General features: G+C 66.0%; 23 protein-coding genes. 18 read left to right on the top strand and 5 right to left on the bottom strand.

Annotated features, from left to right (window positions below):
- Window positions 1-235: 235 nt before the first annotated feature.
- Together I1A62_RS22440 and I1A62_RS22435 are read right to left on the bottom strand one after the other, a co-directional pair.
- Complete coding sequence (locus I1A62_RS22440; RefSeq protein WP_219459897.1) at window positions 236-418, bottom strand: hypothetical protein; 183 nt, start codon at window positions 416-418, stop codon at window positions 236-238.
- Window positions 419-841: 423 nt separating this feature from the next.
- Window positions 842-1,492, bottom strand: a complete 651-nt coding sequence (locus I1A62_RS22435) for a GntR family transcriptional regulator (protein ID WP_124394783.1) — start codon at window positions 1,490-1,492, stop codon at window positions 842-844.
- A 242-nt stretch (window positions 1,493-1,734) separates the two neighbouring features.
- Here I1A62_RS22435 and I1A62_RS22430 point away from each other — a divergent pair, with 242 nt between their 5' ends.
- A complete protein-coding gene (locus tag I1A62_RS22430) occupies window positions 1,735-3,183 on the top strand; it encodes an aspartate ammonia-lyase (protein ID WP_219461341.1) in 1,449 nt (482 codons plus the stop codon).
- A gap of 43 nt (window positions 3,184-3,226) precedes the next feature.
- Window positions 3,227-4,066 carry a CoA ester lyase gene (locus I1A62_RS22425; protein WP_219459895.1) on the top strand — a complete coding sequence of 280 codons (840 nt, stop codon included), beginning with the start codon at window positions 3,227-3,229 and terminating at the stop codon, window positions 4,064-4,066.
- Here I1A62_RS22425 and I1A62_RS22420 read toward each other — a convergent pair.
- Window positions 4,029-5,603 carry a PucR family transcriptional regulator gene (locus tag I1A62_RS22420; protein WP_219459894.1) on the bottom strand — a complete coding sequence of 525 codons (1,575 nt, stop codon included), beginning with the start codon at window positions 5,601-5,603 and terminating at the stop codon, window positions 4,029-4,031. The two genes, I1A62_RS22425 and I1A62_RS22420, sit on opposite strands and share 38 nt — an antisense overlap.
- Before the next feature lie 163 nt (window positions 5,604-5,766).
- Here I1A62_RS22420 and I1A62_RS22415 point away from each other — a divergent pair, with 163 nt between their 5' ends.
- Both I1A62_RS22415 and speB read left to right on the top strand, forming a co-directional pair.
- On the top strand, window positions 5,767-7,149 hold the full coding sequence (locus I1A62_RS22415; RefSeq protein ID WP_219459892.1) for an MFS transporter: 1,383 nt from the start codon (window positions 5,767-5,769) through the stop codon (window positions 7,147-7,149).
- A gap of 37 nt (window positions 7,150-7,186) precedes the next feature.
- Window positions 7,187-8,203: an agmatinase gene (gene speB, locus I1A62_RS22410; protein ID WP_219459891.1), complete on the top strand. Its 1,017-nt coding sequence runs from the start codon at window positions 7,187-7,189 to the stop codon at window positions 8,201-8,203.
- 85 nt (window positions 8,204-8,288) lie between these two features.
- On the opposite strand, the gene I1A62_RS22405 is transcribed toward speB, so the two are convergent.
- Window positions 8,289-8,969: a TetR/AcrR family transcriptional regulator gene (locus I1A62_RS22405; protein ID WP_219459886.1), complete on the bottom strand. Its 681-nt coding sequence runs from the start codon at window positions 8,967-8,969 to the stop codon at window positions 8,289-8,291.
- Between the two features lie 184 nt (window positions 8,970-9,153).
- On the opposite strand from I1A62_RS22405, the gene I1A62_RS22400 reads away from it, so the two are divergent.
- From I1A62_RS22400 to I1A62_RS22375, 6 genes are all read left to right on the top strand, one after another.
- On the top strand, window positions 9,154-10,761 hold the full coding sequence (locus I1A62_RS22400) for an AMP-binding protein (protein WP_219459884.1): 1,608 nt from the start codon (window positions 9,154-9,156) through the stop codon (window positions 10,759-10,761).
- 332 nt (window positions 10,762-11,093) lie between these two features.
- The gene (locus tag I1A62_RS22395; RefSeq protein WP_219459883.1) at window positions 11,094-13,838 is read left to right on the top strand and encodes a branched-chain amino acid ABC transporter permease/ATP-binding protein; all 2,745 of its coding nucleotides are present in this window, start codon (window positions 11,094-11,096) and stop codon (window positions 13,836-13,838) included.
- A complete protein-coding gene (locus I1A62_RS22390; protein ID WP_219459881.1) occupies window positions 13,835-14,575 on the top strand; it encodes an ABC transporter ATP-binding protein in 741 nt (246 codons plus the stop codon). Before I1A62_RS22395 ends, I1A62_RS22390 begins: the two co-directional genes overlap by 4 nt.
- Before the next feature lie 79 nt (window positions 14,576-14,654).
- Window positions 14,655-15,905 (top strand): ABC transporter substrate-binding protein, encoded by a 1,251-nt coding sequence (locus I1A62_RS22385; RefSeq protein WP_219459879.1) that lies wholly within the window; start codon window positions 14,655-14,657, stop codon window positions 15,903-15,905.
- Window positions 15,906-15,926: 21 nt separating this feature from the next.
- Window positions 15,927-16,175, top strand: a complete 249-nt coding sequence (locus tag I1A62_RS22380; protein WP_218272598.1) for a hypothetical protein — start codon at window positions 15,927-15,929, stop codon at window positions 16,173-16,175.
- 77 nt (window positions 16,176-16,252) lie between these two features.
- On the top strand, window positions 16,253-17,068 hold the full coding sequence (locus tag I1A62_RS22375; RefSeq protein ID WP_219461338.1) for a mycofactocin-coupled SDR family oxidoreductase: 816 nt from the start codon (window positions 16,253-16,255) through the stop codon (window positions 17,066-17,068).
- 76 nt (window positions 17,069-17,144) lie between these two features.
- On the opposite strand, the gene I1A62_RS22370 is transcribed toward I1A62_RS22375, so the two are convergent.
- Window positions 17,145-17,804, bottom strand: coding sequence for a TetR/AcrR family transcriptional regulator (locus I1A62_RS22370; protein ID WP_219459877.1), 660 nt, complete (start codon window positions 17,802-17,804; stop codon window positions 17,145-17,147).
- Between the two features lie 295 nt (window positions 17,805-18,099).
- Here I1A62_RS22370 and I1A62_RS22365 point away from each other — a divergent pair, with 295 nt between their 5' ends.
- The 8 genes from I1A62_RS22365 to I1A62_RS22330 all read left to right on the top strand — a co-directional run bounded on the left by I1A62_RS22365 (window position 18,100) and on the right by I1A62_RS22330 (window position 26,753).
- A complete protein-coding gene (locus I1A62_RS22365; protein ID WP_219459876.1) occupies window positions 18,100-19,020 on the top strand; it encodes a VOC family protein in 921 nt (306 codons plus the stop codon).
- Between the two features lie 31 nt (window positions 19,021-19,051).
- Window positions 19,052-20,188 (top strand): acyl-CoA dehydrogenase family protein, encoded by a 1,137-nt coding sequence (locus I1A62_RS22360; RefSeq protein WP_218272591.1) that lies wholly within the window; start codon window positions 19,052-19,054, stop codon window positions 20,186-20,188.
- 1 nt (window position 20,189) lies between these two features.
- Window positions 20,190-21,218, top strand: coding sequence for an acyl-CoA dehydrogenase family protein (locus I1A62_RS22355; protein ID WP_219459873.1), 1,029 nt, complete (start codon window positions 20,190-20,192; stop codon window positions 21,216-21,218).
- 195 nt (window positions 21,219-21,413) lie between these two features.
- Window positions 21,414-22,280: a branched-chain amino acid ABC transporter permease gene (locus I1A62_RS22350; RefSeq protein WP_219459860.1), complete on the top strand. Its 867-nt coding sequence runs from the start codon at window positions 21,414-21,416 to the stop codon at window positions 22,278-22,280.
- Between the two features lie 18 nt (window positions 22,281-22,298).
- A complete protein-coding gene (locus I1A62_RS22345; RefSeq protein WP_219459858.1) occupies window positions 22,299-24,116 on the top strand; it encodes an ATP-binding cassette domain-containing protein in 1,818 nt (605 codons plus the stop codon).
- The gene (locus I1A62_RS22340; protein ID WP_219459855.1) at window positions 24,106-24,828 is read left to right on the top strand and encodes an ABC transporter ATP-binding protein; all 723 of its coding nucleotides are present in this window, start codon (window positions 24,106-24,108) and stop codon (window positions 24,826-24,828) included. The genes I1A62_RS22345 and I1A62_RS22340 overlap by 11 nt, the downstream gene beginning before the upstream one ends.
- Window positions 24,829-24,937: 109 nt before the next feature.
- Window positions 24,938-26,155 carry an ABC transporter substrate-binding protein gene (locus I1A62_RS22335; protein WP_219459854.1) on the top strand — a complete coding sequence of 406 codons (1,218 nt, stop codon included), beginning with the start codon at window positions 24,938-24,940 and terminating at the stop codon, window positions 26,153-26,155.
- Window positions 26,145-26,753, top strand: coding sequence for a PaaI family thioesterase (locus tag I1A62_RS22330; protein WP_219459852.1), 609 nt, complete (start codon window positions 26,145-26,147; stop codon window positions 26,751-26,753). The genes I1A62_RS22335 and I1A62_RS22330 overlap by 11 nt, the downstream gene beginning before the upstream one ends.
- Window positions 26,754-26,943: the final 190 nt, after the last annotated feature.

Genomic DNA, 26,943 nt, shown 5'->3' with positions numbered 1-26,943 from the left:
AACAGGTGGGGGCCGGCATACCAATGGCACTGAAGCAGCGACGGGAGCAGGCCGAACCGGTGGCGACGTCGACGTGCACACCGGACAGGTGTACGACGCCAGCATTTGCTGATCCAATGATGGTCGGCGGGGACGCCACCGTCGACGCGGAGGCCGAGCCCGACCGTTGGCTCCGGTTCGACCGGACAGGCTCGCGGGAAGGCTGGCGTGACATGGCGGCCTTCGCCGAGCGGCATCATGATGCGGATCGGCTGGGGCGGACGACCAGGGCAAGTGCGCGTTCAGCCGATTCCGCGACCTCGTCCACCAGGAGAACTTCGCCGACCAGTGGTACGCCTTCGCCACCGACCGCCAACTGGGTCGTGCCCGCGAGTTCCTCGCCGACAAGGGCATCCGCGTGGGCTGACGGGCACCCCACGCCGTGCCACCTGTGTCTGTACCCCTCCCGCTCATAGCGATTGCTAGCGAGCCAGGCGAGCAGCGGACCTGAGTTGACCACCACGAATGGCCCTCCGGTCGAGTTCGCGATGGATCTGTTCTACCTCGACGGGGTGCGCGTTCGGCAGGCGGTCAGCGCGACCGCCGCGGCCTGGCGTAATCCACCCGTGACCCCGGATGATGTGTGTCATCGCCTTGCGGCGGGGCTTCTTGTTTATTGTTTAGGCGTCCGCGCTCCGCCGCCGAGCGAACGGTCGGGCTGGATTGTTCGTCGCGCGTCGGTTCGTACTGCCGGCCTGATCGCCGGCGCCAGGCACCGGGCAGCTGGATGCCTTGGTCCGGCGCGCCGAACGGCCGCGGCGGGGGATAACCGATCATGCTCGGGCCGGTCTGTTGTAGCTGGTTACGACGTGTCGGAGGCGGACTCGTCGATGTCGAAGAGTTCGCCGATCAGACCGCCCAGGAATCGCCGGTGCTGCGAGGACACTTCGGCCGCCGCTTCGCCGTCCCGGGTTGCGCACAGGGCGATCAGTTTGTCGTGGTGTTCGATGGCGTCCTGCCAGCCGCGGAGGCTGGAGAACTTGCGGTAGTAGATCCGGTGGATCTGCGGGTGCACCTGGTGCATGAGCCGCTTGAGCAGTGGGTTGGCGGCCGCCTCGACGATGATGCCGTGAAGGGTGTCATCCGCGGCGAGAGCGGCACCGATGTCGTTGGCCTTGATCGCCTGCGCGAGGTCGTCGTTGGCGCTGCGCATCACGGCGATCATGTCGTCGGTGAGGTTGGGAACCCCCGTCTTCACAGCCAGCTGGTCCAGAACTTCCATCACTGCGAGCGTTGATTCGACGTCGGCGCGGTTCAGCGGGGTGATCCGGGTGAAGGCGGCGGGCTTGGCCTCGACGAGTCCGGTGTCGATCAGCCGTGCAAGCGCCTCACGGACCGGGGTCCGGCTCAAGCCCAGATGTTCAGCCAGTTCGCTGTCTTTGACCTTGGATCCGGGCGCGAGTTCACCGGTGACGATCGCGTCGCAGATCCGCTCGAACGCGACGTCGCTCATGCGAGGGCGCTCCACCGGATTATCACGCAACATACTGGATACTGTAACTCTGCAGGCCGCACGCTCCTGGGGCCGCGTGGGCGAGTGCCGGGCGCCCTTGCCGTGAAACACCGAGAACATCTTCCGTCACTCAACCAATATATTGGATGTGGTGTACTGTTCGACACGCGGCGATCGACGTCATAGACCCTGTCGAGTAGAACGGCGAATAGGTGCTGGTGGAACAGTTGAGCGAGTGCGATGTGCGGATCGAGCGTGACTCGATTGGAGATCTGGCAGTACCGGCGCGGGCGTACTACGGCGTCCACACCGCCCGCGCGATGGAGAATTTCGCGATCACCGGATCAGCGATCGGTCAGTACCCGGCACTGGTTGCATCGCTGGCGACAGTGAAACAAGCTGCCTGCCAAGCGAACCGGGACCTCGGCCTCATCGGCGACCGGCGCGCCGATGCCATTGTTGCCGCGTGCGCGGAGATCCGCGGCGGGGCGCTGCTCGACCAGTTTCCGATCGACCCGATCCAGGGCGGAGCGGGTACGTCGTCGAACATGAACGCCAACGAGGTCATTGCGAATCGTGCTCTCGAGATCCTGGGGTTCGGACGCGGCGCCTACACCGAACTCGACCCCCTCACCCATGTGAACCTGGGGCAGTCCACCAACGACGTGTATCCGACCGCGATCAAGCTGGCGCTGGTCGAGCATCTCCGGCGATTGATCGCGTCGCTCGGCCGGCTCGCGGAGTCGTTCGAGCGCAAGTCGATCGAATTCGACGACATCGTCAAGATGGGTCGCACCCAGTTGCAGGACGCGGTACCGATGACCCTGGGTCAGGAGTTCGCGGCCTACTCGATCATGTTGAACGAGGACTGCGCCCGGCTTTCCGAGGGAGCGCTTCTGCTGTTGGAATCCAACCTCGGTGGCACCGCCATCGGTACCGGGATCAACGGCCATCCCGAGTACTCCGCGCTCGCCTGCAACTATTTGCGTGAGTTGACCGGTGAACCGGTCGTCCCGGCAGGCAATCTCATCGAGGCAACCCAGGATTGCGGAGCGTTCGTCCAGGTCTCCGGCATCCTCAAACGTGTCGCCGTGAAACTGTCCAAGACGTGCAACGATCTGCGGCTCACGTCCTCAGGGCCGACGGCGGGGCTCGGCGAGATCAATCTGCCTCCGGCCCAGGCCGGTTCGTCGATCATGCCCGGCAAGGTCAACCCGGTCATCCCCGAAATGGTCAACCAGGTCGCGTTCGAGGTGATCGGCAACGATCTGACGGTCACGATGGCCGCCGAGGGCGGGCAACTCCAGCTCAACGCATTCGAACCCGTGATCGTCTACAGCTTGCTGCGCTCGACGACGCACCTGGCCGCGGCAGCGGACACCCTGGCTGTCAAGTGCGTCGACGGGATCACCGCCAACCGCGACCATCTCGAGCGGGGGGTGCGGCGCTCGATCGGCATCGTCACTGCGCTTTCGCCGTTCATCGGGTACACCGCCAGTGCCGACATCGCCAAGCGGGCCCTGGCGACCGGCGCCTACGTCGGCGACCTCGCCGTCGACGACGGTCTGCTCACCCAGGCGCAGGTCGACGACATCCTGTCGCCCCGTCGGCTCGCCGGCCTGCTCACCGCGCCAACCGTGGACCGCGAATTCGCCGCACTCGACCCTGTGACCGGTGTCGCCGCGCACTGATCGACCCATCACACCCCGCACTATCGAGAGAAACGAGAATCGGATGACCCTCACATCTCCGACGCAGGCCGTCGTAGTCCCCGCGACACATGCGCGCTCCTGGCTCCTGGTCGCGGGCTCGCGCCCGGAAGAGTTCGCCGCAGCCACGAACTCGGCGGCCGACGCAGTCATCTTCGACCTCGAGGACGGCGTCGTTCCGGCCTCGAGAACGCGGGCCCGCGACCATGTGGCCGGCTTCCTCGCTGATGGGGGTGCCGGGTGGGTGCGCATCAACAACGTCACCACCGCGGACTGGGCCGATGATCTGAAGGCGATCCGCGGGCTCCCCGGCCTCCACGGCGTGATGCTCGCCAAGACCGAATCGGCGGACCACGTCGACCGCACGGCCGCCGAGCTGCCGCAGACGCCGATCCTCGCCCTGGTCGAATCGGCGCGGGGCGTGGAGTTCGCCTTCGACATCGCCTCGGCGGACGCGACGACCCGAATAGCGTTCGGCACCGGCGACTTCCGCCGGGACACCGGCGCCGGCGATGCGCCCGACGCATTGGCGTACGCGCGGGGGCGACTCGTCGTCGCCAGCCGCGCCGCCGGGATCTCCGGTCCCATCGACGGCCCGTGCCTGACGGGCGAACCCGATCTCACCGACGCCCTCGCCGTCACCAGGACGATGGGCATGACCGGCAAGCTCTGCATGCGTGCCGGTGACACGGCGACCGTCAATCGTGAACTGTCCCCGCAACACACCGACGTGGCATGGGCCACCGAGGTCATCGCACAACTCGGCGCACAGGGCGAGAACGTCGCCGACGGTAGCGACCTCCCCAAACTCGCTCGCGCCTTGCGAATCACCCACCTGGCCGACGTCTTCTCGGTGTCGGCTTGAGATTGTCGTCCGTCGACTCCGACCAGTCCCGGTCGCGGGTGTAGAGCAGTTCCGCAGCGCGCACGGCGAGCCAGAGCTCGGACAGTGAATTGGTGTCCGCCAGGTCGCGGGACGTCAGCGCCTCGACCTTGCGGATGCGGTACATGACGGTCTGCCGGTGAATGTGCATCGCCTGCGCGGTCTGCTGCCACGACCGCTGGTTCTGCAGGAACGCGTCGAGTGTTTCGACGAGTCTCGAGTTGTGCTGTTCGTCGTAGTCCAGAACCGGGCGCAGGATCCTGTCCACCAGGGTTTGTGCGTCGGCCACGCTCGACAGCCCGACCCACGGGACGGCGCTGCCGTACCGGGAAACGATCGTCTCGCGTCGTTCGGCGATCGACAGTGCCCACAGGGCCTCCCGGGCCGCATCCTGAAAACGTGCGAGGGACCCGAGGGTTCGGCTGATGCCGATGCGCGCGGTCGGGCCCAGCGCGCGGGACAGCACGGAGTCGGTGTCCGGGCCGTCCGGCACGAGGACGTGCGCGGTACCCATGCGCACCAGGCACAGATACGGAAGGGTGTGCCGCCACAGCGAGTTGTGCAGTTCGAGCATCCGTTCCGGCTCTTCGCTGCGCGCCGCCACCAACACGGCGGACTCGGGTTTCAAGCCGAGATCGGCGAGCTGGGCGGTGACCCCGGCGATGTCCATGCGTCCTTCGAGCATCTGGGTGAGAAGCCCTGAACCGTAACGACGTTCGTGTTCGAGCATCAACTGTGTCTGGGACAGTTCGATGGCGACTACGGTGGCAGCGTGCTGGAGTTGGATCGGGTCGACGCCGACCCGTGGATCGCTCAGTGTGACGAGTGCGGCGCCCGCGTGGCGGGGGATGCCGGTGAGCATCGCCGCCCGGTCGCCGACCGCCGGAAGTCCGTATGCGCCGCCCGCCACGTTCTTCGACGCCTCGGACAACGCCACCACGGCGTCGCTGATCGTCGGGTCCAGCGGGGTCGTGCCCGGAAACCAGGGCTCCCCGGTGGCGCGGTCGCACACCTGAATCTCGCAACCCAGTTCGCGCGCGAGTGCAGACAGAAGCTCGGCGGGCGCGGCGCCGCGGGCGGTGTGCCTGCGGATCAGGTCGTAGATCCGGACGGTGCGAGCGAGGCGATGCGACTGGTCGACGAGGGTGGCTTCGGCCACCGACCGGGAAATGGCGACGAAGGGGAGGGGGTACCGGATCCACAGGACCGGAAACCCCAGCTCGTCGCTGGTGCGGGTGAATGCCGCCGTCAGGCGCGGGCAGTACATGTTCTCGCCGATGCCCAGCCCGGCTACTCCGGCGTCCGCGAGGTGCCGGACCAGGTCGGCCTGCTCCTTCGCCGACTTCGGGAACGACATGCCGTTGGTCATCAGGAACTCGCCGCCGGTGACCCATCGCCACGGTTCGGGCAGGTCGGAGGTGTGGGTCCAGGTGACCTCGCGACCGAGACCGGACGCCCCGGAATACACGTCCAGGCGCAGATGCGGGATCTCGACGAGCTCACCGACGGTGATGGCCACGGAGCCTCCTCTGCGTCAATGCCCAATCATGTTTGTGCGATCGAATAAAGCGTAACCACCGGTTTTGCGCATTGGCTACTCGTGCTGCGCCGGAACGGCCAGGCACTCTGTGTTGGACGTCACAATCGGCAGCACCCGCACTTGATCCAGTCCAGGAGCCCCAATGACAACTACCGGTCATCTCATAGACGATGCACCGTTGACCTCCTTCCACAAGAAGCTGACAGCGTTCTCATCCGGCGGGCCGTTCATCGACGGCTTCGCGTTGTCGATCATCGGCGTCGCGCTTATCACCCTCGAACCGGCCATGGATCTCAGTGCCACCGAGATCGGTCTCATCGGCGCGGCCAGCCTGGTCGGCATCTTCGTCGGCGGCGGTGTGTTCGGGTACGTGACGGACAAGATCGGCCGGCACGTCATGTACATCGCCGACCTCGTCGCGCTCGCCGTCTTCTCCGTCCTCTCCGCGTTCTGCGGTGAGGCCTGGCAGATCATCCTGCTGCGGTTCCTGCTGGGTGTCGCCATCGGCGCCGACTATCCGATCGCCACGTCGCTGCTCGCCGAGTTCCTGCCGAAACGGCAGCGTGGCCGGCTGCTGGGTGCCATGTTCGTGGTGTGGGCCGTCGGCGCCGCGGCCGCGTACGTGGTCGGTTTCTTCGCGAGAGGACTCGGACCCGACGCGTGGCGCTTCCTGCTGGCGAGCCCGGCGATCTTCGCGATCATCACGCTGCTCGCCCGGATGGGCACCCCGGAGTCTCCCCGCTGGCTGATGAGCAAGGGGAGGATGGCGGAGGCCGACGCGTCCATCAAGCGCGTCTTCGGCGAGCAGTACGGCGTCGCCGACCTTCCGGAGGAACCCGTCGTCAGCACGTCGTTCTTCCGGGTGTTTCAGAAGCCCTACCTGCGACGCACCATCTTCGTGGCGATCTTCTGGACGGCCCAGGTGATCCCGCTGTTCGCGGTGTACACGTTCGCCCCCGACCTTCTCGAGTCCTTCGGGCTGTACGGCGACGCCAACCTGTACGGCGGCTCGCTCCTCATCGCGATCCTGTTCGTTGTCGGCGGCATCCCCGGACTGTGGCTGGTGGAGAAGATCGGCCGCCGGAAGTTGCTGATCGGGTCGTTCGCGATCATCGTCGTCGCCCTCGCCGTGCCCGCGCTGATTCCCGACGTCTCGGCGAAGATCTTCTTCCTCGCACTCGCGGTGTTCGCCATCAGCTCCGGTGCCTCGAGCTTCCTCGAGGTGGTCTACCCGAACGAGTTGTTCCCCACCGAGGTTCGGGCCACCGCGGTCGGTATGGGCACGGCGATCAGCCGCATCGGCTCTGCCGCAGGCACCTATCTGATGCCGATGGCGCTGGTGACGTTCGGAGCCGGCGGGGCGTTGATGATCGGCGCGGTGGTCACCCTGGTCGGACTCGTCGCCTCCATTTTCCTCGCACCGGAGACCCGCGGCGCGTCGCTGTCGGACACCGCGTCGAAAACCGAGTCAGAAGAAGTAGAGAAGTCCGCCGAACCCGGTCCGGCGCCCGTGACCCGCGCCTGACCTGACAAGAACCTTCCCGAGTACAGGAGAGACAGCCATGCCCCAGCGCAGAGAATCCCTCGTCGGTGCACTGCCCGCAACCCAGGTTCCCCGCTACGCCGGCAAGGGCACCTTCGCCCGCATTGCCGACATCCACGAGGTCGACGACTACGACATCGCGATCCTCGGTGTCCCCTTCGACGGCGGCACGTCGTACCGGCCCGGCGCCCGGTTCGGCCCCATGGCCGTCCGGCAGGCGGCGCGTGCGCTGCGCCCCGGTTATCACGTCGAACTCGGTGTGGCACCGCTCGAAGAAGTGCAGGTCGTCGATGCCGGCGACGTGACGGTGACGCCGTACGACCTCGGCGAGGCCTGCCGGCAGATCGAGGCACACGCCGCCGAGATTCTCGGCGGCGGCGACCGCAGGATCGTCTCGATCGGCGGCGACCACACGATCGCCCTGCCGAATCTGCGGGCGCTGCACGCCAAGCACGGACCGATTGCCTTGGTGCACTTCGACGCTCACCTCGACACCTGGGACACCTACTTCAACGCACCGGTGACGCACGGGACGATCTTCCGGCGCGCGTTCGAAGAGGGTCTTCTCGTCGAGGACCACTCCATCCACGTCGGAATCCGCGGTCTGATCTACGACCAGGCCGACCTGAACGACGACGCGCGGATGGGATTCCGGATCATCCGCGCGGGCGATCTGGACGTGATGGGCATCGAGGCGGCCGTCGACGTGGTCCGCCGGCGCGTCGGGGACGTCCCGGTGTACGTGTCGATCGACATCGACGTCCTCGACCCCGCGTTCGCCCCCGGAACCGGCACGCCGGAAGCGGGTGGCCTGACATCCCGCGAACTGCTCCGGATGCTGCGCCAGCTGACCGGGCTCAACGTCGTCGGCGCCGACGTCGTCGAGGTGGCCCCGGCCTACGATCACGCCGAGATCACCTGCGTTGCAGCCGCTACCGTGGTATTCGACCTCGTGTCGCTCATGGTCGCGGGTTCACAACGCGACACCGTCGCCGCGGCGGCTGACGCCATCGGCGCATCGGTGCCGAGTTACTGAGCGTCCTGAATTTCTCAGCGTCCCGACGAAGCGGTGCCCCGGCGACGGGGCACCGCTTTCTGCGGTCAACTGTGCCGGTCGCCTCTCACGCGGTCGGTTTCTTCCGCGCGGTCGGCGCCCCGGCCTCGGTGCCCGGGTCCGGGAGGACGATCAGGCGTACGGCCTCCTGCGCGATCGATTCGCTCGTGTACTTTTCACGGCTGCTGTACCACCGGGACACCCAGTTGACCATGCCGAGAATGAGCCTGGTGGCCACGAGGGGATCGTCGGCGCGCAGGTGGCCGCCCTCGATGGCACGTTCGACCGTTCTCGTCCACAGTCGTTCGTACCCACTGGCCCATTTGCGCCATCTCTCGTAGGTTTCTGCCGGCAGCCCTATCCCGAAGTACACACCCGCGTACTCACGCATGCGGATCGAGGCGTCCACCTGGAACTCGATGAGAGCGATGAGCGCCTCGCGCGGGTCCTTGATCTTCCGCATCAGCTTGCGGGCCTCGACCTCGACGTTGCGGGCGCTCCGCTCGAACAGCAGCGTGTGCAGGTCGTCCATCGAGCGGACGGTTCGGTAGAGGGTCGCGCGTGACAGGCCGAGTTCCTCCGCCACGGACTCGATGGACACCGCGTCGTAGCCCTTCTCGGCGTACAACTTGGCCGCGACGTCCGCGACGACATCCAGGTCGATGACGCGCCGTGGACGCCCCACCGGGCGTTTGCCCCCGTCTGCTTCGGCGACAGCCTCGGTCGTCCTCCCACTTTTCCCCGGCATCGTGCCTCCACATCGCATCGGATATCGGGTCCACGATACGAGATCATGCGAGGTTCGACGCCGATCCCCGGACGGGGACACCCTGGCGCAGGGTCGGAAGCCGAGGTTGACGACAGTTTGCTATTTTGAGATAGTTCATTTCGTAATCCTCGGGACACCGGCCCGAAGCGCACACGGAGGTCTTATGCAGGCGTCTTGGCAGGGGATCAGGCATATTCCGGTCACCGACATCCTGGCGGAGCTGGTCTCGGCGAAACCCGGTGGCGTGTTCGCCAAGTTCGGTGAGTGGGCTCCCACATACGCCGAGATCGACGCCCGCGCGAAAGAACTTGCCGGTCAGCTGCACGCGCTGGGCGTGCTTCCAGGAGACCGGATCGCCACGCTGGCGCCGAATCGATACGAGCTACTCGAACTCTTCGTCGGTATCGCCCGTATGGGCGGCATCCAGGTTCCGCTCAATCCCTACCTGAAGGGCGAGTTTCTCAGCCACCAACTGCGAGATTCCGCAGCCAGGATCGTGGTCACCGACGGACCGGGCTGGCGCGCACTACGGCCGCTGCTGCCCGAGGTGCCGTCGATCGAAGCGGTCGTGCTGTTCGACGACGTGGACGACCACTCGGCGGACATTCCCACCGTGCTCTACCGGGAGATGCCCCACGGGATCGCGCCCTCGGTCGACGTGGGCCCCGAAACGACGATGGCGATCATGTACACGTCCGGTACCACCGGGCAACCGAAGGGATGCGTCCTCTCGCACGGCTACTACGCACGGGCCGGCCAGACCATCGCCGAGGTCATGAGGTTGACCGAGGACGATGTGTTCCTGACCCCGCTGCCGCTGTTCCACGCGGGTGGCCAACTGGCGTCGATCATGCCGTCGCTCATCGCCGGAATTCCCGTCGTCGTGGTCCCGGCGTTCAGTGCAGGCGGATTCTTCGAGACGGCCACCGAGGCCGGCGCCACCGTTGCCAACGCGGTGGGTGCGATGGGGATGATGCTGCTCGGTACGCCGCCGGGCAAGTACGACAAGGCACACAAACTCCGGCTGTTCAACGTGTCGCCACTGGCGTCGACGTATCACCCGGAATTCCGGGAACGATTCGGTGTCGACCCCTGGACCGAGTCGTACGGCCAGACCGAATGCGTGTTCCAGACCCTGAACTCCCCGTACGGTCGGCGCGACCGGGACAGCAACGGCAAACCGCTGCGAGATCTGGAGATCGCGTTGCTCGACGACCGGGGACAGCAGGTGTCGCAGGGCGAGGTGGGCGAGATCTGCGTGCGTCCGCGTCACCGCTTCGCGATGTTCGACGAATACTGGCGGCGCCCGGAAGACACCCTGGACGCATTCGAGGGATTGTGGTTCCACACCGGGGACTACGGCACGATCCGCGAGTCCGGTGCGCTCCGCTTCGTCGACCGCAAGAAGGACGCGCTCCGAGTGCGCGGCGAGAACGTGTCGAGTCTCGAACTCGAGGCGGCGCTGTGCCGCCATCCCGCCGTCGTCGAGGCCGCTGTGCACGCCGTGCAGTCCGAGCTGGGGGAGGACGACATCAAGGCGTGCCTGGTCGTGCGGGAGGGTGAGACGGTCGAACCGTCCGGTCTGTTCGAGTGGATGCAGGACCACGTTCCCTACTTCGCGGTACCGAGGTATGTCGAGATCGTCGCCGAGCTCCCGAGGAACCAGGTCGACCGGATCCAGAAGCACCTGTTGCGCGAGCGCGGAGTGACCGCCGGAACCTGGGACCACCGCGCTCTCGGGCTGACCATCGCCCGGGGCGCGCGCCGCTGATCCTCTCTGTTCATGGGATGTGCTGGTTTTCAAGCACATTGGATGTAGACGAACTCTTGTGCCCGGGTGATCGGGCCTCCCTGTGACGCCTGCTCCGCGGTACTCGCGACGCACGGTGCGGCACTGCTGCGCGTGTGAGTCCACGCGCAAAATCGTTGTGATGCAAGCGTCTCGGTGCCGATTGATGTGTGAACATGCTTCGCAAACTAATTTGCGACGGTAAGTCTTGCAATTATCGATTACTACTCATAGAGTGGGTCACGTCACACCGACCCAGCTTCGACGGCAATCCTGGCCCGAAGGCATGCGGTCTCGGAACCCCTAGGAGAGGCATGTCGAGTTTATTGCCGTTCGTGATTGCCGGGCTGACGCTCGGTGCGGTATACGGCCTGGCCGGCGTGGGTCTCGTCCTGACCTACAAGACCTCCGGTGTCTTCAACTTCGCCCATGGCGCGTTAGCCACCGTCGCCGCGTACTCGTTCTACTCACTGCACATCACAATGAAACTGCCGTGGCAGATGGCCGCCGCGATCGCGATCTTCGTGATCGGCCCGCTGCTCGGCCTGGCCATGGAGCTGCTGGCCAGAAGGATCCAGGCGACGAGCCTGCCACTGCAGGTCGCGGCCACGGTCGGTGTCCTGCTGGCGATCGGGGCGTCCGCCCAGCTGATCTACGGCACGGACCAGCTCCTGATCGTGCGGAAGTTCCTCGGAACCGGCACCTTCGAGCTCGGGGACACGACCGTCCTCACTGCCGACGTCATCACCTGCGCAGTCGCTCTGCTCGCCACCGTCGCACTGTCCGTCTACTTCAAGTTCACCCGACGCGGCATCGCGATGCGCGCGGTCGTCGACAACCCCGACCTGCTCGACGTCGTCGGCACGAGCCCGTCGATGACGCGCCGGATCGCCTGGGTCATCGGCGGCGTGTTCACGGCGGTCAGTGGCGTGCTGTTCGCGCCCCTGCTGCCGCTCGACGCCGTCCAACTGACGTTCCTGGTCGTCTCCGCGTTCGGTGCGGCCGCGCTGGGAGCCTTTTCGAACCTGTGGGTCACCTTCCTCGGCGGTCTGGTGATCGGTGTGCTCGCCTCGCTGTCCACCAAGTGGTTCACCGACGGAATTCTCGCCGGAATCCCTGCGGCGCTGCCCTTCCTCGTCCTCTTCGTCGTGCTGCTGGTCTTCCCGAAGCGTGCCCTGTCGGTTCCGGCGTTCACCGTTCCGCGTCCGCGTCCGGTCTGGGCGGCACCCATGCGCATGCATGTCGTCGCCGGCATCGCACTCGTCTTGGTCCTGGCGGCTGTTCCGATGTTCGCAGGCGTCTACCTGACGGCGTGGACGACCACTCTGGCCCTGGTCATCGTGTTCCTCTCGCTCGTTCTTCTCGTCCGCACCGCCGGGCAGGTGTCGCTCAGCCACGTGGCGTTCATGGCCATCGGCGCGGTCGCATTCTCCCGCATCGGACTCGACAGCGGGCTGCCGTGGATCGTGTCGCTGATCCTCGCCGGTCTCGTCGCGGTCCCCGTCGGCGCGATCCTCGCCATCCCCGCGAGCCGGCTCGGCGGACTGTATCTCGCCCTCGCGACGTTCGGCTTCGCCGTCCTGTTGCAGGAGATGTTCTACAGCCAGCGCTTCATGTTCGGCGCGAGCGTCACGAGCCTGAATGTCCCCCGTCCGGGTATCGACTGGTTCCAGTCCGACTCGGGCTACTACTACGTCGTCCTCGCACTGGTCGTCGTCACCGCGATCGCCGTGATGGCGCTCAACATCGGTCGGCTCGGAAAGTTGTTGCGGGCCATGTCGGACTCACCGACCGCCCTCGCGACGAGTGGTGCCTCCGTCAACGTCACCCGGGTCCTGGTGTTCTGCCTGTCGGCGTTCCTCGCGGGAGTCGGCGGCGCACTCGTCGGCGCCGCGCAGACGTCGATCTCGGCGATCTCCTACCCACCGATGCTGTCGCTGACCTACTTCGTGCTGATCATGATCGCTGCCGGCGGAATGCCGTGGAGCGCAGTCATGGCCGCCGTCGGTATGACCCTCATCCCGGCCTACGTCCACGGGGAGACCGTCAACATCGTCTTCCAGCTGCTGTTCGGTGTCTTCGCGGTCATTGCCGCGATGCAGCCCAGCTCGGCAGGCGGCGCCCCCGTCGCAGTGCAGCGCGTCGTCGACCGGATATTCGGTTCGAAGGGCAAGCACACCGAGAAGGCGAAAGCCGCAGTCGTGCCGGTCGAGCGTGAGCGGGTGTCCGGCGGCGAGTTGAAGGTCGAGGATCTCCGTGTCCAGTTCGGCGGAATCGTCGCCGTCGACGGCCTCGGCTTCTCCGCACCCACCGGAACCATCACCGGTCTCATCGGGCCCAACGGCGCGGGCAAGACCACGACGTTCAACGCCTGCTCGGGTCTCAACCAGCCCGCCCGCGGCCGAGTTCTGCTGAACGGCAAGGACGTCTCGCGTCTCGGTCCGGCCGCCCGGGCCCGGCTGGGTCTCGGACGTACCTTCCAGCGGATGCAGCTGCTGGACTCGCTGACGGTGCGCGAGAACGTCGCAATCGGTCTCGAGGCCGCCCTCGCCGGTGCCAACCCGATCAAGCACATCCTGCCCAAGCGCGGGGAGCACGCGATCGTCGATGCGCGGACCGAGGAAGCGCTCGCACTGTGCGAGCTGACCGAACTCGCGGACACGCCGGCCGCATCCCTGTCGACCGGTCAGCGCAGGCTCGTCGAACTGGCGCGGTGCCTAGTGGGTGATTTCCGGATCCTGCTCCTCGACGAGCCGTCGTCCGGCCTGGACCGGGCGGAGACCGAACGGTTCGGCGAGATCCTGCGTCGCGTCGTCGACGAACGCGGGGTCGGCATCCTCCTCGTCGAACACGACATGGCGCTGGTTCTCGACGTCTGCGAGAACATCCACGTCCTCGACTTCGGCAAGCACATCTTCTCCGGCACCGCCCGGGAGGCCATGCAGTCCCCGATCGTCCAGAGCGCCTACCTCGGGGAAGACCACGACTTCGACAAGGCTGTCGCCGACGAACTCGACGACATGGCAGTGCAGCTCCCGGAAGGTGTGCCCGCATCATGACCAACGACAACACCGTTCCCGCGATGGAACTGAAGAATCTCACGGCGGGATACGCCGGAGCGCCAGTCCTGCGCAAGGTGAACATCACGGTCCCGCCGAACACGGTCGTGGCACTGCTCGGCCCCAACGGCGCGGGCAAGACCACGCTGCTCCGCGCCGCCGGCGGGCTCCTCGGGCCCAGGGAAGGTACCGTCACGGTCGGAGGCACGGACGTCACGACGCGCCGTCCCCATCGCCGCGCCGCGGCGGGACTGTGCCTCGTACCGGAGGGCCGCGGTATCTTCTCCCGCTTGACGGTCCGCGAGAACCTGGCCCTGTTCGCACCGGCCGGCAGCAAACAGGACTGCTTCGACATCGCACTCGAGGCGTTCCCTGTCCTGGGCCGCAGGCTCAAGCAGGAGGCGGGCAAGATGTCCGGCGGCGAGCAGCAGATGCTCGCTCTGACACGGTGTTTCATGACCTCGCCGAAGGTCGTCCTCCTCGACGAGGTGTCCATGGGGCTCGCCCCGCTGATCGTGGACCAGATCTTCGAGGCCCTGCGGAAACTGGCCGCGACGGGCACCTCGCTGCTGCTGGTGGAGCAGTACGTCGGACACGCACTGGCCTTCGCCGACCGCCTGTACCTCCTCGATCGGGGTGAAGTGGCGTTCTCCGGATCGCCCGACGACATCGACGAGGACGAGTTGGTCCAGCAGTACCTCCACGTCGACACATCCGAGCACGCACGCACCGCGTGACCCGCATTCGAACCACTACACATCCCCCTCGAATCTCTCGTCCGCGAACCCTCGGGCATCGCGTCCACAAGGAGTAAAAATGCGCAATTGGAAGAAGGCCCTGGCTGTCGCCGGCACGGCGGCCGCACTGGCCGCCGTCACCGCCTGCAGCGGGGCATCGTCCTCGGGTACCGACCCCGTCAGCACGGCGTCCGGCGACCCGATCCGGATCGGATTCGTGTGTAGCTGCTCGGGCCCACAGTCGGACGCCCTCGGCGCGACCGACGAGATCGCTCTGGCGTGGGGAAAGGCGGTCAATGCCAAGGGCGGCATCAACGGCCACCCCGTCGAGATCGTCGTGAAGGACGACGGCCTCGATCCGACGCGATCGCTGCAGGCGGTCAAGGAACTCGTCGAGGTCGAGAAGGTCGTGGCCATCGTGGGCGAGGCCAGCCCGGTCGTCGACTCCTGGGCGAACTACGTCGACGCTCAGGGTATTCCGATCGTCGGCGGGCTGTCGTTCTCGCCCCCGTTCCAGAAGAGCCCGAACTTCTTCGCCAGTGGGCCGTCGCTCGCGGTGCAGGAGTACGCGGTGTACAAGATGGCGAAGGAGCAGGGCCGAACGAACCTCGGATTCCTGTACTGCGGTGAGTCGCCGGCATGCAAGGACTCCCAGGTTCTCGCCGGGAAGATCGCGGATTCGTTCGACCTCGACTTCGAGGCGATGCAGATCTCGGCGAACTCCCCGAACTTCACCGCTCAATGCATCCAGTTGAAGGAGCAGGGAGCCGACGTCCTGAAGATTCTGAACACATCGCCCGTGCAGTCGCGGGTCATGGAGAGCTGCCGGCAGCAGGGCTACCAGCCTGCCACCCTGTCCACCGCCGGCGGTCTGTCGGACGACTGGCTGAAGGATCCGAACTTCGACGGCAGGCTGACGTCCTCACCGGCCGCGAACTACACCGACGAGAGCATCCCCGCAGTCAAGGACTATCTGGACGCCGTCGACCAGCAACTTCCCAACCTGCGCGGAACCAGTCAGTTCAGCCAGCCGAACTCCCTGGTGTGGGTCGGATTCGAATTGTTCGAGGCCGCCGCGAAGGCCGGCAACGTCGGTCCGACGTCGACGCCGGACGACGTGCGGAAAGGTCTGTACGCTCTGAAGGATGAAACGCTCGGCGGTTTCTCCATCCCGCTCAATTTCACAGAGGGCACCCCGGCAAACATCCCCTGCTACTTCACGTTCGAAGTCGAGGGCGGTGAGCTGAAGTCTCCCGACGGCCCGGGCTACAAGTGCCTCAGTGACGACGAGGTGGCCAACCTCCAGCGGCTGAACCAGCCGAACACCTAACCGATCCAAGGAGTGAGTGAAATGCAGGTCGTGAATCAGGGCATCACGCAGGATGTCTCTCTGGCGGTGCTGCTCGACAACGCCCGTACCGCTATCGCGGCGGCTCGCGATGCCGGCCTCGACATCCAGAGCATCGGCATCAGCCCTGCTGACTTCGAAGCGGTCCGGGAGGCGAAGGAGTTCGAGTTGCGGGTCGGTGTTCCGCTGCGGCTCTTCGGTATCGCCATCGAGTCCGACGACGAGGTCAGTCTGGGCGCGGTGCGCCTGTAATTCGCCGTCCCGCGGTGCGCGACCGGTCACTCTGCTTGACCGACCGAAATGAATTCGAGAATTATGGAGAATATTTGATGAGTCAGCGCTTGCAAGGAAAAGTTGTTTTCGTGACCGGCGTCGCCCGCGGTCAGGGCAGGGCGATCGCGGTTCGCGCGGCCCAGGAGGGCGCTGACGTCATCGGGATCGACGTCGCCGATCACCTGCCCGGTGTTCCGTACGATTCGGCGACGCTCGAGGATTTGAAGGAGACGCGTTCGCTGGTCGAGGCGACCGGGCGCCGGGCGCTGATCGAGCAGGGCGATGTCCGTGATCTGGGCTTCATGACCTCGCTGGTCGACCGGGGTGTGGAGGAGTTCGGCCGGTTGGACGGAATCGTCGCCAATGCGGGTATCTGTATCCCGAACACGTGGGACGCGACGACGCCGGAGGAGTTCCGTGACACGATGGACATCAATGTCACGGGGGTCTGGCACACCGTGATGGCGGGTGCCAAGCACCTCGTCGATGCGGGCGGCGGTTCGATCGTCATGACCAGTTCGTACGCTGGGGTCAAGATTCAGCCGTTCATGGTTCCTTACACGGCCAGCAAGCATGCGGTCACCGGGATGGCGCGCGCCTTCGCTGCCGAATTGGGCAAGCACAATATCCGGGTGAACAGCATCCATCCGGGCGCTGTCGAAACCCCGATGGGCTCGGGTGACATGCAGCAGCGAATTGCTCAGGTGGAGGAGACCAATCCTCCGCTGGGTCTGATGGCGACGGCATTCCTGCCGGACCGCCGAATCGATGTCGACGACATCGCGGACCTGGTGCTCTTCCTGGTGTCGGACGATTCGAAGAAGATTACGTCCGAGCACATCAGTATCGATGCGGGCGCGCATTCCTACTGAGCAGGCTGCCTAGCAGAGGGCCCTCGATACCACCGGATTTCCGCTGGTATCGAGGGCCCTTCCCCGTTCCGGGCGGTCAGGAATCGGAGGAATCGGGTGTCGGCCCGCTCCAGTTGGGGAGCACGAGTTTGATGGCCGAGTTCGCGATGTCGTCCGGTGTCGGTCCGCTCGCCGAGCTGTACCAGCGCGACACCCAGTTGACCATGCCCAGGATCAACCGCGTGGTGGTCCTGACGTCGTCGCTCTCGAGGTAGCCGGCTTCGACCGCGCTCTTGACCGCCTCGGTCCAGAGTTGCTCGTACCCGCCCGCCCACGAGCGCCACTTGTCGTATACCTCGGGGGACAGCCCCCAGCCGAAGTAGACGCCCACGTAGTTCCTCATCCGGACGGACGCGTCGATCTGGAAACGGATGAGGGCGATCAGCGCGGTTCCCGGCTCGTCGTGTGCGCTCAGAATCTTGCCTGCCCTGTTCTCGACCGTCGACAGAATGCGTTCGAGGAGGATGTTGTGCAGCTCGTCCAGGGAGCGCACGGTCCGGTACAGGGTCGCGCGGGACACGTCCAGCCCTTCTGCGACGGCCTCGATGGACACGGCGTCGAAGCCGTGCTCGTCGTAGAGTCGAATGGCGACGGCAGCGACCTCGTCTGGGTCTATCCGCAGTTTCGGGCGCCCGACCGGACGTTTCGCAGGAACCGTCCGATCGCCGGAACGGCTACCTGTCGTTGTTCGAGTCATACGTACTCTCCTGGTATCGGCAAGGTCTGAGGTGCGCCCCGCTCTTGCTCGGCAGAGCCGCCACATGTTCGACACCGGCGGTCGGGCAGCAATTCGATGTTCGCCAGCTTAGTTGCTGGCGCGGAACGGTACCAGTGCCCGAGCGTGCTTACCGAGAGCGCTTTCCGCTCAACTCTTCTCCGCGTGTGCGAGCTGGTGCGATCCGGAATGAATTGACACGGGGAGTTCCGCAGGAAACATTTATGGCATAAGCTGTCTCAATATAAAGACGTCGATATGAAAGGAGGTCGAGTCCTTGTACGACGCACTTGTGTCCGCCGACATCGTGACCGACGATCCGGACGGAGCGGCCGCGACCCTCGTGGAACTACTGGGCCTGCCGGCACCGAGGCCGAATGCCTTCCTCGAACCGGAGGGCCACGGATTCCGGGCGGCGTGGTTGCGGATGCAACCGTCGCTGCGGTCGGCGCCGACCCGTATCGAACTGATCGGTGCCCGCCCACGGACCGCGCCACACGACTACGTGGAGGATCGCATCGACGCCCAGGGCAACCGCCCGGTCCGCACGCACGCGACAGTACTCGCCGGCGACGTCGAGGCAGTGATGAAGCACCTCCGGGCGAACGATGTGCGGCACCGGGTCACCCCGGTGAGCGAGGACTTCGACTTCCCCCGGGTGTGGGTCGGCGTCACCGCCGACGACCCACTGGGGTACGACGCCGACGTGGACGCCGGTCTGTGGATCGAGGTCGTCCCCACCTCGAGTTCCGGTGTGCCCGCCGTACCCGCCGAGGACGGTGCCGGTGACGGCCCAGGTGTGCGCAGGATCAGGGCCCGGCGGTTTCTGGTCGACGACGTCGACGCCGCGGTGCGGGCACTCGACGCGAACCTCGGCCTGGTGGCCACCTCGGTCGGCACGCACGAGTACGGGGTCAGCGCGACCTACGAGTTGGGGAATCCGCTCAGTGCGGCGCTCGAACTGTGCCAACCGCGCCCGGACTCCGAGTTCGGCGCGTTCCATCGGGCGTGGGGTCCGGGGCCGCACGCCATCGTCCTCGAAGTCGGCGACCTCGACCACATGGAGACGGTGCTCGCCGATCGTGGTGTCACGGGTGTCACCTCGACGAATGCGGACGGGGAGCGGATCCGTCGCCTCGACCCGTCGTCGACGCTGGGTGTCCCGTTCGAGTTGGTCGAACCCCGATCGCACTCCTGACCCGTAACCAATTCAAATCCAAGGTGGCAAAATGAATCTCGAGGAATCCTCGACCGACCACGAATTTCGGATGGAGGCCCGCGACTGGCTGCGGACGAATCGTCCGGCCGAACGGTTGCCGTCCCCCGATACCGAGCGCGGCTTCGCTCTCAACCGGGAGTGGGAGCGGACTCTCTTCGAGGCCGGGTGGGCTGCGGTGTCCTGGCCTGCGGAGTACGGCGGCCGCGGTCTCGGCCTGTGGGAGTGGATGATCTTCGAGGAGGAGTACTTCGCGGCGGGCCTGGGCCCGCGGGCCGCACAGAACGGGCTGTTCCTCCTGGCGCCGTCCTTGTTCGAGTTCGGCACGGACGCGCAGAAGGCGGAACTGCTGCCCCGCATCGCGGGGGTCGAGGACATGTGGGCGCAGGGCTGGTCGGAACCCGAGGCGGGCAGCGACCTGGCCGCTGTGCGGGTTCGGGCGGACAGGGACGAGGCGGCCGGCGGTTGGCGGGTCAACGGTCAGAAGACCTGGAGCACGCGCGCCCCGTTCTGCAACCGTCTCTTCGCGCTGGTCCGCACGGATCCCGAGTCCACGCGCCACCGCGGCCTGTCGTACCTGCTGATCGATCTGGACGCCCCCGGCGTCACGGTTCGTCCGGTGCAGAAGCTGGGCAACGAGACCGGGTTCGGCGAGATCTTCTTCGACGACGTGTTCGTTCCCGACTCCGATGTGCTCGGCGGGGTCGGTAACGGATGGAAGGTCGCGATGGCGACGACGGGGTCCGAGCGTGGTCTCATCCTGCGCTCGCCCGGCCGGTTCATGGCTGCGGCCCAGAATCTCGTCGATCTGTACGCCTCCGCCGACGGGCCTTCGTCGACCCTGAAGCGGGACGTCGTCGACGCGTGGATTTCGGCCCAGGCCTACCGATACAACTCGATGAAGACCGTCACCCGGATAGCGGAGGGCGGCAAGGTCGGAGCCGAATCGAGCGGCAACAAGGTGTTCTGGTCGGAGATGGACGTGCACATGCACGAGACGGCGCTCGACCTGCTCGGTGACGGTGCCGAGATCGACGGAAAGTGGTGGCACGGGTTCATCACGTCGATGGCAACGCCGATCTTTGCAGGAACCAACGAGATTCAGCGCAACATCGTCGCTGAGCGTGTACTTGGAATGCCGAGGAGCTGACATGCGTTTCGCACCGACCGAGGAACAGATCGCCTTCGCGGAGGCGACGAGAAGTTTTGTGTCACGGGAGTGCCGGCCCGACGTGGTCCGGGCGGCATGGGCCACCGGACGGGCGCCTGCGGCCCTGTGGGACGGGCTCGACGGGCTCGGCCTCCTGACGCTGCTCGCACCGGAGGAACTCGGTGGCGGTGGTAGCGAACTGGAGCTGACGTCGGCGTTCGAGGAGTTGGGCCGGGCCGCCGTGCCCGGGCCGATCGTCGAGCACGCTGCCGTCGCCGTCCCGCTGCTCGCCGCACTGGCTCCGGACCGGCTCGCGGATTCCGCAGTGATGGGCGGAGGCCTCACTGCGACCGTCTCTGACGTCGTTCCCTATCTCGGCGCCGGACACGCGCTCGTGCTGGAATCGGATCGCATCCGGCTCGTCGACCTGGACGGCATCGAACCGCGGGAATCGATGGACTCGTCCCGGATGGTCGGACGCCTGGACCGGTCGCGGATCGACGCGGCCGAGGTCCTCGCGCAGGGTCCCGGCGTGGCCGCCCACATCGCGCACGCGGAGGACCGTGCAGCGCTGACGACGGCCTCGTTCCTGCTCGGACTGTCCGCAAGGGCAATCGAGATCACCGTCGAATACACGTCGAGCAGAAGACAATTCGGTGCCCCGGTCGGGACCTTCCAGGCGGTCAAACATCACATGGCGAATGCGCACATCGCGGTCGAGATGGCCCGCCCGGTAGCGGAGGCGGCTGCCTGGTCGATGGCGACGGGCGCCGACGACTCCCGTCGCGTCTGTTCGATGGCGAAGGTGATGGCGAACAAGGCTGCCCGCACAACGGCCAAGGCAGCCCTGCAGTGCCACGGCGCCATCGGGTACACGATGGAAGCCGATCTCCACCTGTACCTGATGCGGATCTGGAGCCTGCTCAATGCCTGGGGGACAACCGAGCTCCACTCGGACCGGGTGTTCGACGCCTTGGGTGATGTCGTCACGGATGAGAGTCTCTCGCGGCAGGCGATTCTCGTCGGCTGAACCGCGGTCGGGGCCGATCCCAGGATCGGACCCGACCGCACTGTTCGTGTAATCAACTGGGGCAAAGTCAATTTGACGAGAATGCTCTTGTGTCTTAGATGTGAGACCAATAGGCTCTAAACTATGTGGCGGAGCTCACGCCACGGTCCCGGGACGATGTGGTGTTTCCGACGGGGCACGGCGAAAGGATTGCACGTGACGTTGCTGTGGTCGGCCTTGGCGATCGGCGCTCTGTACGCCCTCGTCGCGGCGCTGTTCAACATCGGAATGGCGCAATCCGGGGTATTCAATTTCGCTGCGCCGCAGACCGTGATGGTCGGAGCTTTCGTCTCGTACGAATTCGTTTCCCGGGGACCGCAAATCTCCGCCGTCCTGCTGGTGCCGATCTGCCTATTGGTCGGCGCCGTACTCGGCTACGTGACCGAACTGGTCGCCGTGAGGCCGGTCATCTCGAGGGGCGGTGACGGCATCTTGATCACCACGGTCGGCGTCGCCTTCGTCCTCGAGGGGATCGCCTTCGCGACGTACGGAACCGACGGGCACCGGGTTTCGGTCTTCGGGCTGGACCGGGGTATCGACCTCCTCGGCGGACGACTCGCCGTGGTCGACATCGTCCTCGTCTTCGCCGCGGTGGCCGGCATCCTGGCCCTGCACACCCTGACCCGCCGGAGCCGATGGGGGCTCGAGGGCCGGGCCGTGACCATCGACTCCACATCGGCGATGCTCAGGGGCATCAACGGCGCCCGCGGCCGGGCTCAGGTGCTGATGCTCGCCGGCGCACTGGGGAGTGCGCTGGGCATCCTGGCCGCCACGAAGATCCACTCCTCGTTCGACCTCGGGATCCAGCTCCTGGTCTACGCCTTCGTCGCATTTGCGGTGGGGGGAATCGGCAGCTTCCACGGGTGCCTCGTCGGCGGGCTGATCGTCGGCCTCCTGCAGGCGTACACGGCCCGCTACATCGGCGCGGAATACTCACTGATCTTCGCGTTCGCCCTCCTTCTCCTGACGCTGCTGATCCGCCCGACAGGGCTGTTCGGGACACGTCAACTCCGGCTCATCTGAACTAGGAGAAATCGACCCATGGAGCGCATCGTCAAGTACGGCTGGACCGTACCCGTCGTGTTGTGGCTCGTCGTCCTGCTCCTCCCCGCGCTCGGCTTCTCGATGCTGTCCGAGCGCCAGATCATCCTGATCGGCGTCTATTGCCTCGTCACGGCAGGCATTAACCTCAGCTTCGGGTTCGGCGGTGAACTCGCGCTGGGTCAGGTTGCCGTGATGGCGGCCGGGGCGTACAGCGCGATGATCTTGGGCATCAACGGGATCGACGATCTCGTCGTCAATCTCGTCGTCGGCTGTGTTGCGGGTGCCCTGCTGGGTCTGGTCACCGGCCTGCCCGGTCTTCGGCTCAGCAAGTGGTCGCTCGGTCTGACGTCGTTCTTCCTGATCATGTTGTTGCCGTCCGTCGTGGTAGCCCTGCGGGACCACACCGGCGGGCTGGAGGGCAAGTTGATATCCCCGCCCACGTTCCTCGGCGTCCCGCTGACGACCGGCGAACTCTACACCGCCACCGTCGTGGTGGTCGGATTGTGGCTCGTCATCTTCCGCAACCTGATTCTCTCCGGCTACGGCGTCGCATTGAGATCGTTCCGGGAGAACCCGCGCCTCGTGGAATCTCTGGGTCACTCGGCCACCACGATGAAGCTGAGTTCGTATGTCGTGGGCTCGATTCCCGCCGCGATGGGCGGAGTGCTCTATGCGTACCTCGCCGGATACATTTCACCGGCCCCGTTCAACCTGTCGATGCTTCTGGCGGTTCTGGCGGCCTCGGTCCTCGGCGGAACACGCAGCATCTACGGTTCGGTGATCGGTGCGGCGATTCTCGTGATCGTCCCGGACCGCATCTCCTCGTTCGAGGTGTACTCGATGGCGATCTTCGGTGCATTCCTGGTCATTGTCGCCGTGCTGTTCTCGCACGGCATCGCGGGCTACCTGTCGATGCTGACGAAACGGATGCTGGTTGGTGTGCCGGGAAGCCGGAAACTTGCCGTGCCACAGCGCGCGGACGTGGTGCTACCGGACTTGAGCGGGGGCACGCTGTCGGCGAGTGGTGTGACGAAGCACTTCGGCGGCGTGGCCGCGCTCGACGGGGCCGGTGTCGTCGCCGAGCCGGGCATGATCACCGCGATCATCGGCAGCAACGGCGCGGGGAAGACGACTCTGCTCAACGCGATCTCGGGGTTCATCCGGCCGGAGTCGGGAGTGATCGAGGTCGACGGCACGTCGATCTCTCGCCTCACAGCCGCTGCCGCGGCCCGGTCGGGCATATCCCGTGCGTTCCAGACCCCGGCGATTCCCGACGAGATGAGCATCCGGGAGATCGTCGCTTCCGGAATGCTGCGCACGGGCCGATTTCGTCCCGCGACCGCAATCCTCCGCCTGCCGTCCTACCGACGCGCGCGGCGTGAGGAGACCGACCGAGCCGAAGCGTTGATCGCACTCGTCGGGCTCGATCACCTCGCGGATCAGGAAGCGGCCACGCTTCCCCTGGGCACGCGTCGCCTGCTCGAGGTCCTCCGTGCCGCGGTCGGTGCGCCCAAGGTGATCCTGCTCGACGAACCCGCCGCGGGCCTCGACGAGACCGCGCTGAACGATCTGACGCGCCTGTTGCAGTCGCTCCGGAAACTCGGCGCAACGATCGTCCTCATCGAACACAACGTGCCATTCGTGATGTCGTTGGCCGACACAGTGTTCGCGATGCACCTCGGGAAGGTCATCGCGTCAGGTGATCCCGAGGCGGTGCGAAACTCTCCCCAGGTGATCGAGAGTTACCTGGGTCGTCCGCTGACCGTGGCAATGCCCGAGACGTTCGATCCGCAAGGAGCGCAGGATGTCCGATGAGATTCGCGGTGGGCGACTCGAGGTGACCGGCGTCAAGGTCGCCTACGGCGACATGACGGCCGTGTGGGATGCCGGACTGACCGCCTCGCCCGGAAGGGTCACGGTTCTTGTGGGGCGCAACGGCGCCGGGAAGACGTCGCTGCTCAACGGAATCGCCGGGTCGCTTCCGATCAGCGCGGGTTCGGTGGTGCTGGACGGAAAGGATCTCTCCGGCTCGCCTGCGTGGAAGCGGGCACGTTCCGGGATCAGCCTGGTCCAGGAGGGTCGGCGGATCTTCGGAGACCTGCGAGTCGACGAGAATCTCCTGCTCGGACTGCCCCGGGTGTCGTCGGCCGACCGGCGGCGACTGCTGGACGACGTGTTCGAGGACTTCCCGCTCCTGCACGAGATGCGTGCCCGCGTGGCCGGGGCCCTGAGCGGTGGGCAGCAGCAACTGCTCGCCATCGCGCAGGCGATCGCCGGTCAACCCCGGGTGCTGCTCGTCGACGAGCCGTCGTCAGGCCTGTCCCCGGTTGCCTTCGCCCAGGTCCTGGACGTGATCAAGTCCGTACGGGACCGCGGTCTCGCCGTCGTGCTCGTCGACCAACTCGTCGACATGCTCCTCGACGGGATCGCCGACGACGTCGTCGTCCTCGATCGGGGGAGGGTGACGTTCGCGGGTTCGGCCGAGGAGATGACCCCCGATCGGATCACTTCGGATTTTCTCGTCTGAGGCCGTCGCCGGTGGGCCTCGCGTGAGGCCCACGTCGAAGCGTCGTACCCCGGGCCACGTCGTACCCCGGGCCACGTCGTACCCCGGGCCACAAGGAAAGTAGGAATCGATGAATCGCACCGCCACCCGCCGATGGCTCACCGGCCTGGCCGGGCTGTCGTGTACCGCTCTCGTGTTGACCGGTTGCAGTGCCGGTGCGGGTGCGGGCAACGACGGGTCCGCATTCCACGTGCTTGCCCTGGCCCCGCTGAGCGGGCCACTGAGCTCCCTCGGATCTCTCCAGGTCGCGGGGCTCGAGGCCGCGGCTGACATCATCAACGACAAGGGCGGCATCGACGGCCGCACGGTAGTCGTGGACGCCGAGGACAACGCCGGTGACGCCGCGACCGGCGTCGAACGGCTACAGACGTACCTGACCGACGACGGCAGGCCGGACATGCTCATGCCGGGTCTGACGAGCCAGGAGGTGATGGCCGTCCTGCCTCTCGCCACCGCGAACCAGATCCTGACCATCCACGTCGGTGGTGCCACCGATGCGAACGATCCCGAGAAGTTCCCGTACGCATTCGGTTCCGGGACGACGTTCATGGAAGTGAACGCACGCGTCATCGAGCACTTCCAATCCGAGGGGTACCACAAGGTCGCGTACATCGGGGCAGACACGACGAGCGCACGACTGAGCTTGGCCGCGATGGAGAAGGCAGGTAGCGAGCACGGGATCTCGGTAGTCTCGGAACTGGTGGCGCCGACATCGGTCGACGTCACACCCACGATGCTCAAGCTCGCCGCGCAGCAGCCGGACGCACTGTTCCTCGCGGGAGCCGGGCCGATCACCGGCGTCTACCTCTCGAGTGCCCGGACCGCCGGATGGGACAAGCCGATCTTCGGCAGCAGCGAGACGTGCGCAACCGACTTCGCCACCATCGCCCAACCCGAGCAGTGGGCGGACGTCCAACTCCACTGCTACGCCTTCGCGGTCGAGGGGCAGCCGAGTGCGCAGAGCGACACGTTCGCCGCGTTCCGCCAGGCACTGGGCAACCACACCGACCAGCCGATCGGTGTGAGCCTCGTGACCCCGGGGTTCACGTACAACGATCTGATCCTCGCGTGGGGGGCGTACGAGGCCAGCGAGAGCAACGAGGCCGCGGATCTCGCGGACGCACTCGAGAGCGGCAGGGTTCCGGCCGAGATCCGGGAGAAGTACATCGGGCCCGTGGACTGGGACTTCACCACCGACGACCACACGATGACGTGGGGTGCAGACGAACTCGTGTTCGTGCACGCGGGCCCGACTGTCGACGGAATGCTTGTTCCCGATGCCGACTAGCGAGGTACAACCCGATCGGGAGATCGCCGGGAGGACCGAATCGCCGATCCTCCCGGCACCGGTCTTCGATCGTCTCATCGCCGAGATGCGACGCTTCCAGGACCTGCTCGCAGGCGCGGCCCTTCCGGTTGCCGAAGCGGAACAGCTGACAACCCTGCTCGCGACAGGTGCGTCGTCGCTCGCGGCGCACCAGGTGCCCGACGTCCGGCGCGACTTCTCGAACCGCCGCGACGTGCCGAGCCGCGGCCAATCGATGACACCGTGGTTCGAGGTGGTCGAACGGGATCACGACAGCGTGGTCGCCCAGGTGCGATTCGGGCGATTCTTCAACGGTGTGGGCGGTGTGGCACACGGCGGCACGATCCCGCTGATCTTCGACGACGTGCTCGGGTCACTGGCGTCGTGGGAACGCTCACGTTCGCGCACAGCCTATCTCAACGTGTCGTACCTGTCGGTCACACCGCTCGACACCACCCTGATACTCGAGGCCGCGTTCGAGCGGGAAGAGGGGCGCAAGCGCTTCCTCCGGGGCACGTTGCGGAACGGCGACACCGAGTGCGCGCGAGCGGAGTCGCTGTTCGTCGCCACCACGATCTGACACGATGCACGTGCTGTGAATCGGGCAGTCCTTCCGTAATCCTTTGTTGCGCAACCGTCGAAGTCGATCGGGTTGCGAATTCCGGCCCTCCACATGTTGACATCCCCACCTCCGGTCGTGTGTAGTGGGTCACATCACAGTTTTGAGTCGATAGTTCTCGTAATTGGAAATCGACCGGGGGTGGCTCGTC

Origin of the sequence: Rhodococcus sp. USK10 (assembly GCF_019378875.1) — a bacterium.
GTDB lineage: Bacteria > Actinomycetota > Actinomycetes > Mycobacteriales > Mycobacteriaceae > Rhodococcus_F > Rhodococcus_F pseudokoreensis.
Note: the sequence above shows the minus strand (reverse complement) of the source record. Positions and strands in the feature narration are given on the sequence as shown.

Bases quoted from the DNA above. Each gene is read 5' to 3' on its own strand.
- I1A62_RS22345 (WP_219459858.1), top strand. From the start codon at position 22,299: ATGGAGCGCATCGTCAAGTACGGCTGGACCGTACCCGTCGTGTTGTGG.
- I1A62_RS22390 (WP_219459881.1), top strand. From the start codon at position 13,835: ATGACCAACGACAACACCGTTCCCGCGATGGAACTGAAGAATCTCACG.
- I1A62_RS22335 (WP_219459854.1), top strand. From the start codon at position 24,938: ATGAATCGCACCGCCACCCGCCGATGGCTCACCGGCCTGGCCGGGCTG.
- I1A62_RS22375 (WP_219461338.1), top strand. From the start codon at position 16,253: ATGAGTCAGCGCTTGCAAGGAAAAGTTGTTTTCGTGACCGGCGTCGCC.
- I1A62_RS22425 (WP_219459895.1), top strand. From the start codon at position 3,227: ATGACCCTCACATCTCCGACGCAGGCCGTCGTAGTCCCCGCGACACAT.
- I1A62_RS22360 (WP_218272591.1), top strand. From the start codon at position 19,052: ATGAATCTCGAGGAATCCTCGACCGACCACGAATTTCGGATGGAGGCC.
- speB (WP_219459891.1), top strand. From the start codon at position 7,187: ATGCCCCAGCGCAGAGAATCCCTCGTCGGTGCACTGCCCGCAACCCAG.
- I1A62_RS22355 (WP_219459873.1), top strand. From the start codon at position 20,190: ATGCGTTTCGCACCGACCGAGGAACAGATCGCCTTCGCGGAGGCGACG.
- I1A62_RS22385 (WP_219459879.1), top strand. From the start codon at position 14,655: ATGCGCAATTGGAAGAAGGCCCTGGCTGTCGCCGGCACGGCGGCCGCA.
- I1A62_RS22405 (WP_219459886.1), bottom strand. From the start codon at position 8,969: ATGCCGGGGAAAAGTGGGAGGACGACCGAGGCTGTCGCCGAAGCAGAC.
- I1A62_RS22415 (WP_219459892.1), top strand. From the start codon at position 5,767: ATGACAACTACCGGTCATCTCATAGACGATGCACCGTTGACCTCCTTC.
- I1A62_RS22340 (WP_219459855.1), top strand. From the start codon at position 24,106: ATGTCCGATGAGATTCGCGGTGGGCGACTCGAGGTGACCGGCGTCAAG.
- I1A62_RS22330 (WP_219459852.1), top strand. From the start codon at position 26,145: ATGCCGACTAGCGAGGTACAACCCGATCGGGAGATCGCCGGGAGGACC.
- I1A62_RS22400 (WP_219459884.1), top strand. From the start codon at position 9,154: ATGCAGGCGTCTTGGCAGGGGATCAGGCATATTCCGGTCACCGACATC.
- I1A62_RS22395 (WP_219459883.1), top strand. From the start codon at position 11,094: ATGTCGAGTTTATTGCCGTTCGTGATTGCCGGGCTGACGCTCGGTGCG.
- I1A62_RS22370 (WP_219459877.1), bottom strand. From the start codon at position 17,804: ATGACTCGAACAACGACAGGTAGCCGTTCCGGCGATCGGACGGTTCCT.
- I1A62_RS22380 (WP_218272598.1), top strand. From the start codon at position 15,927: ATGCAGGTCGTGAATCAGGGCATCACGCAGGATGTCTCTCTGGCGGTG.
- I1A62_RS22435 (WP_124394783.1), bottom strand. From the start codon at position 1,492: ATGAGCGACGTCGCGTTCGAGCGGATCTGCGACGCGATCGTCACCGGT.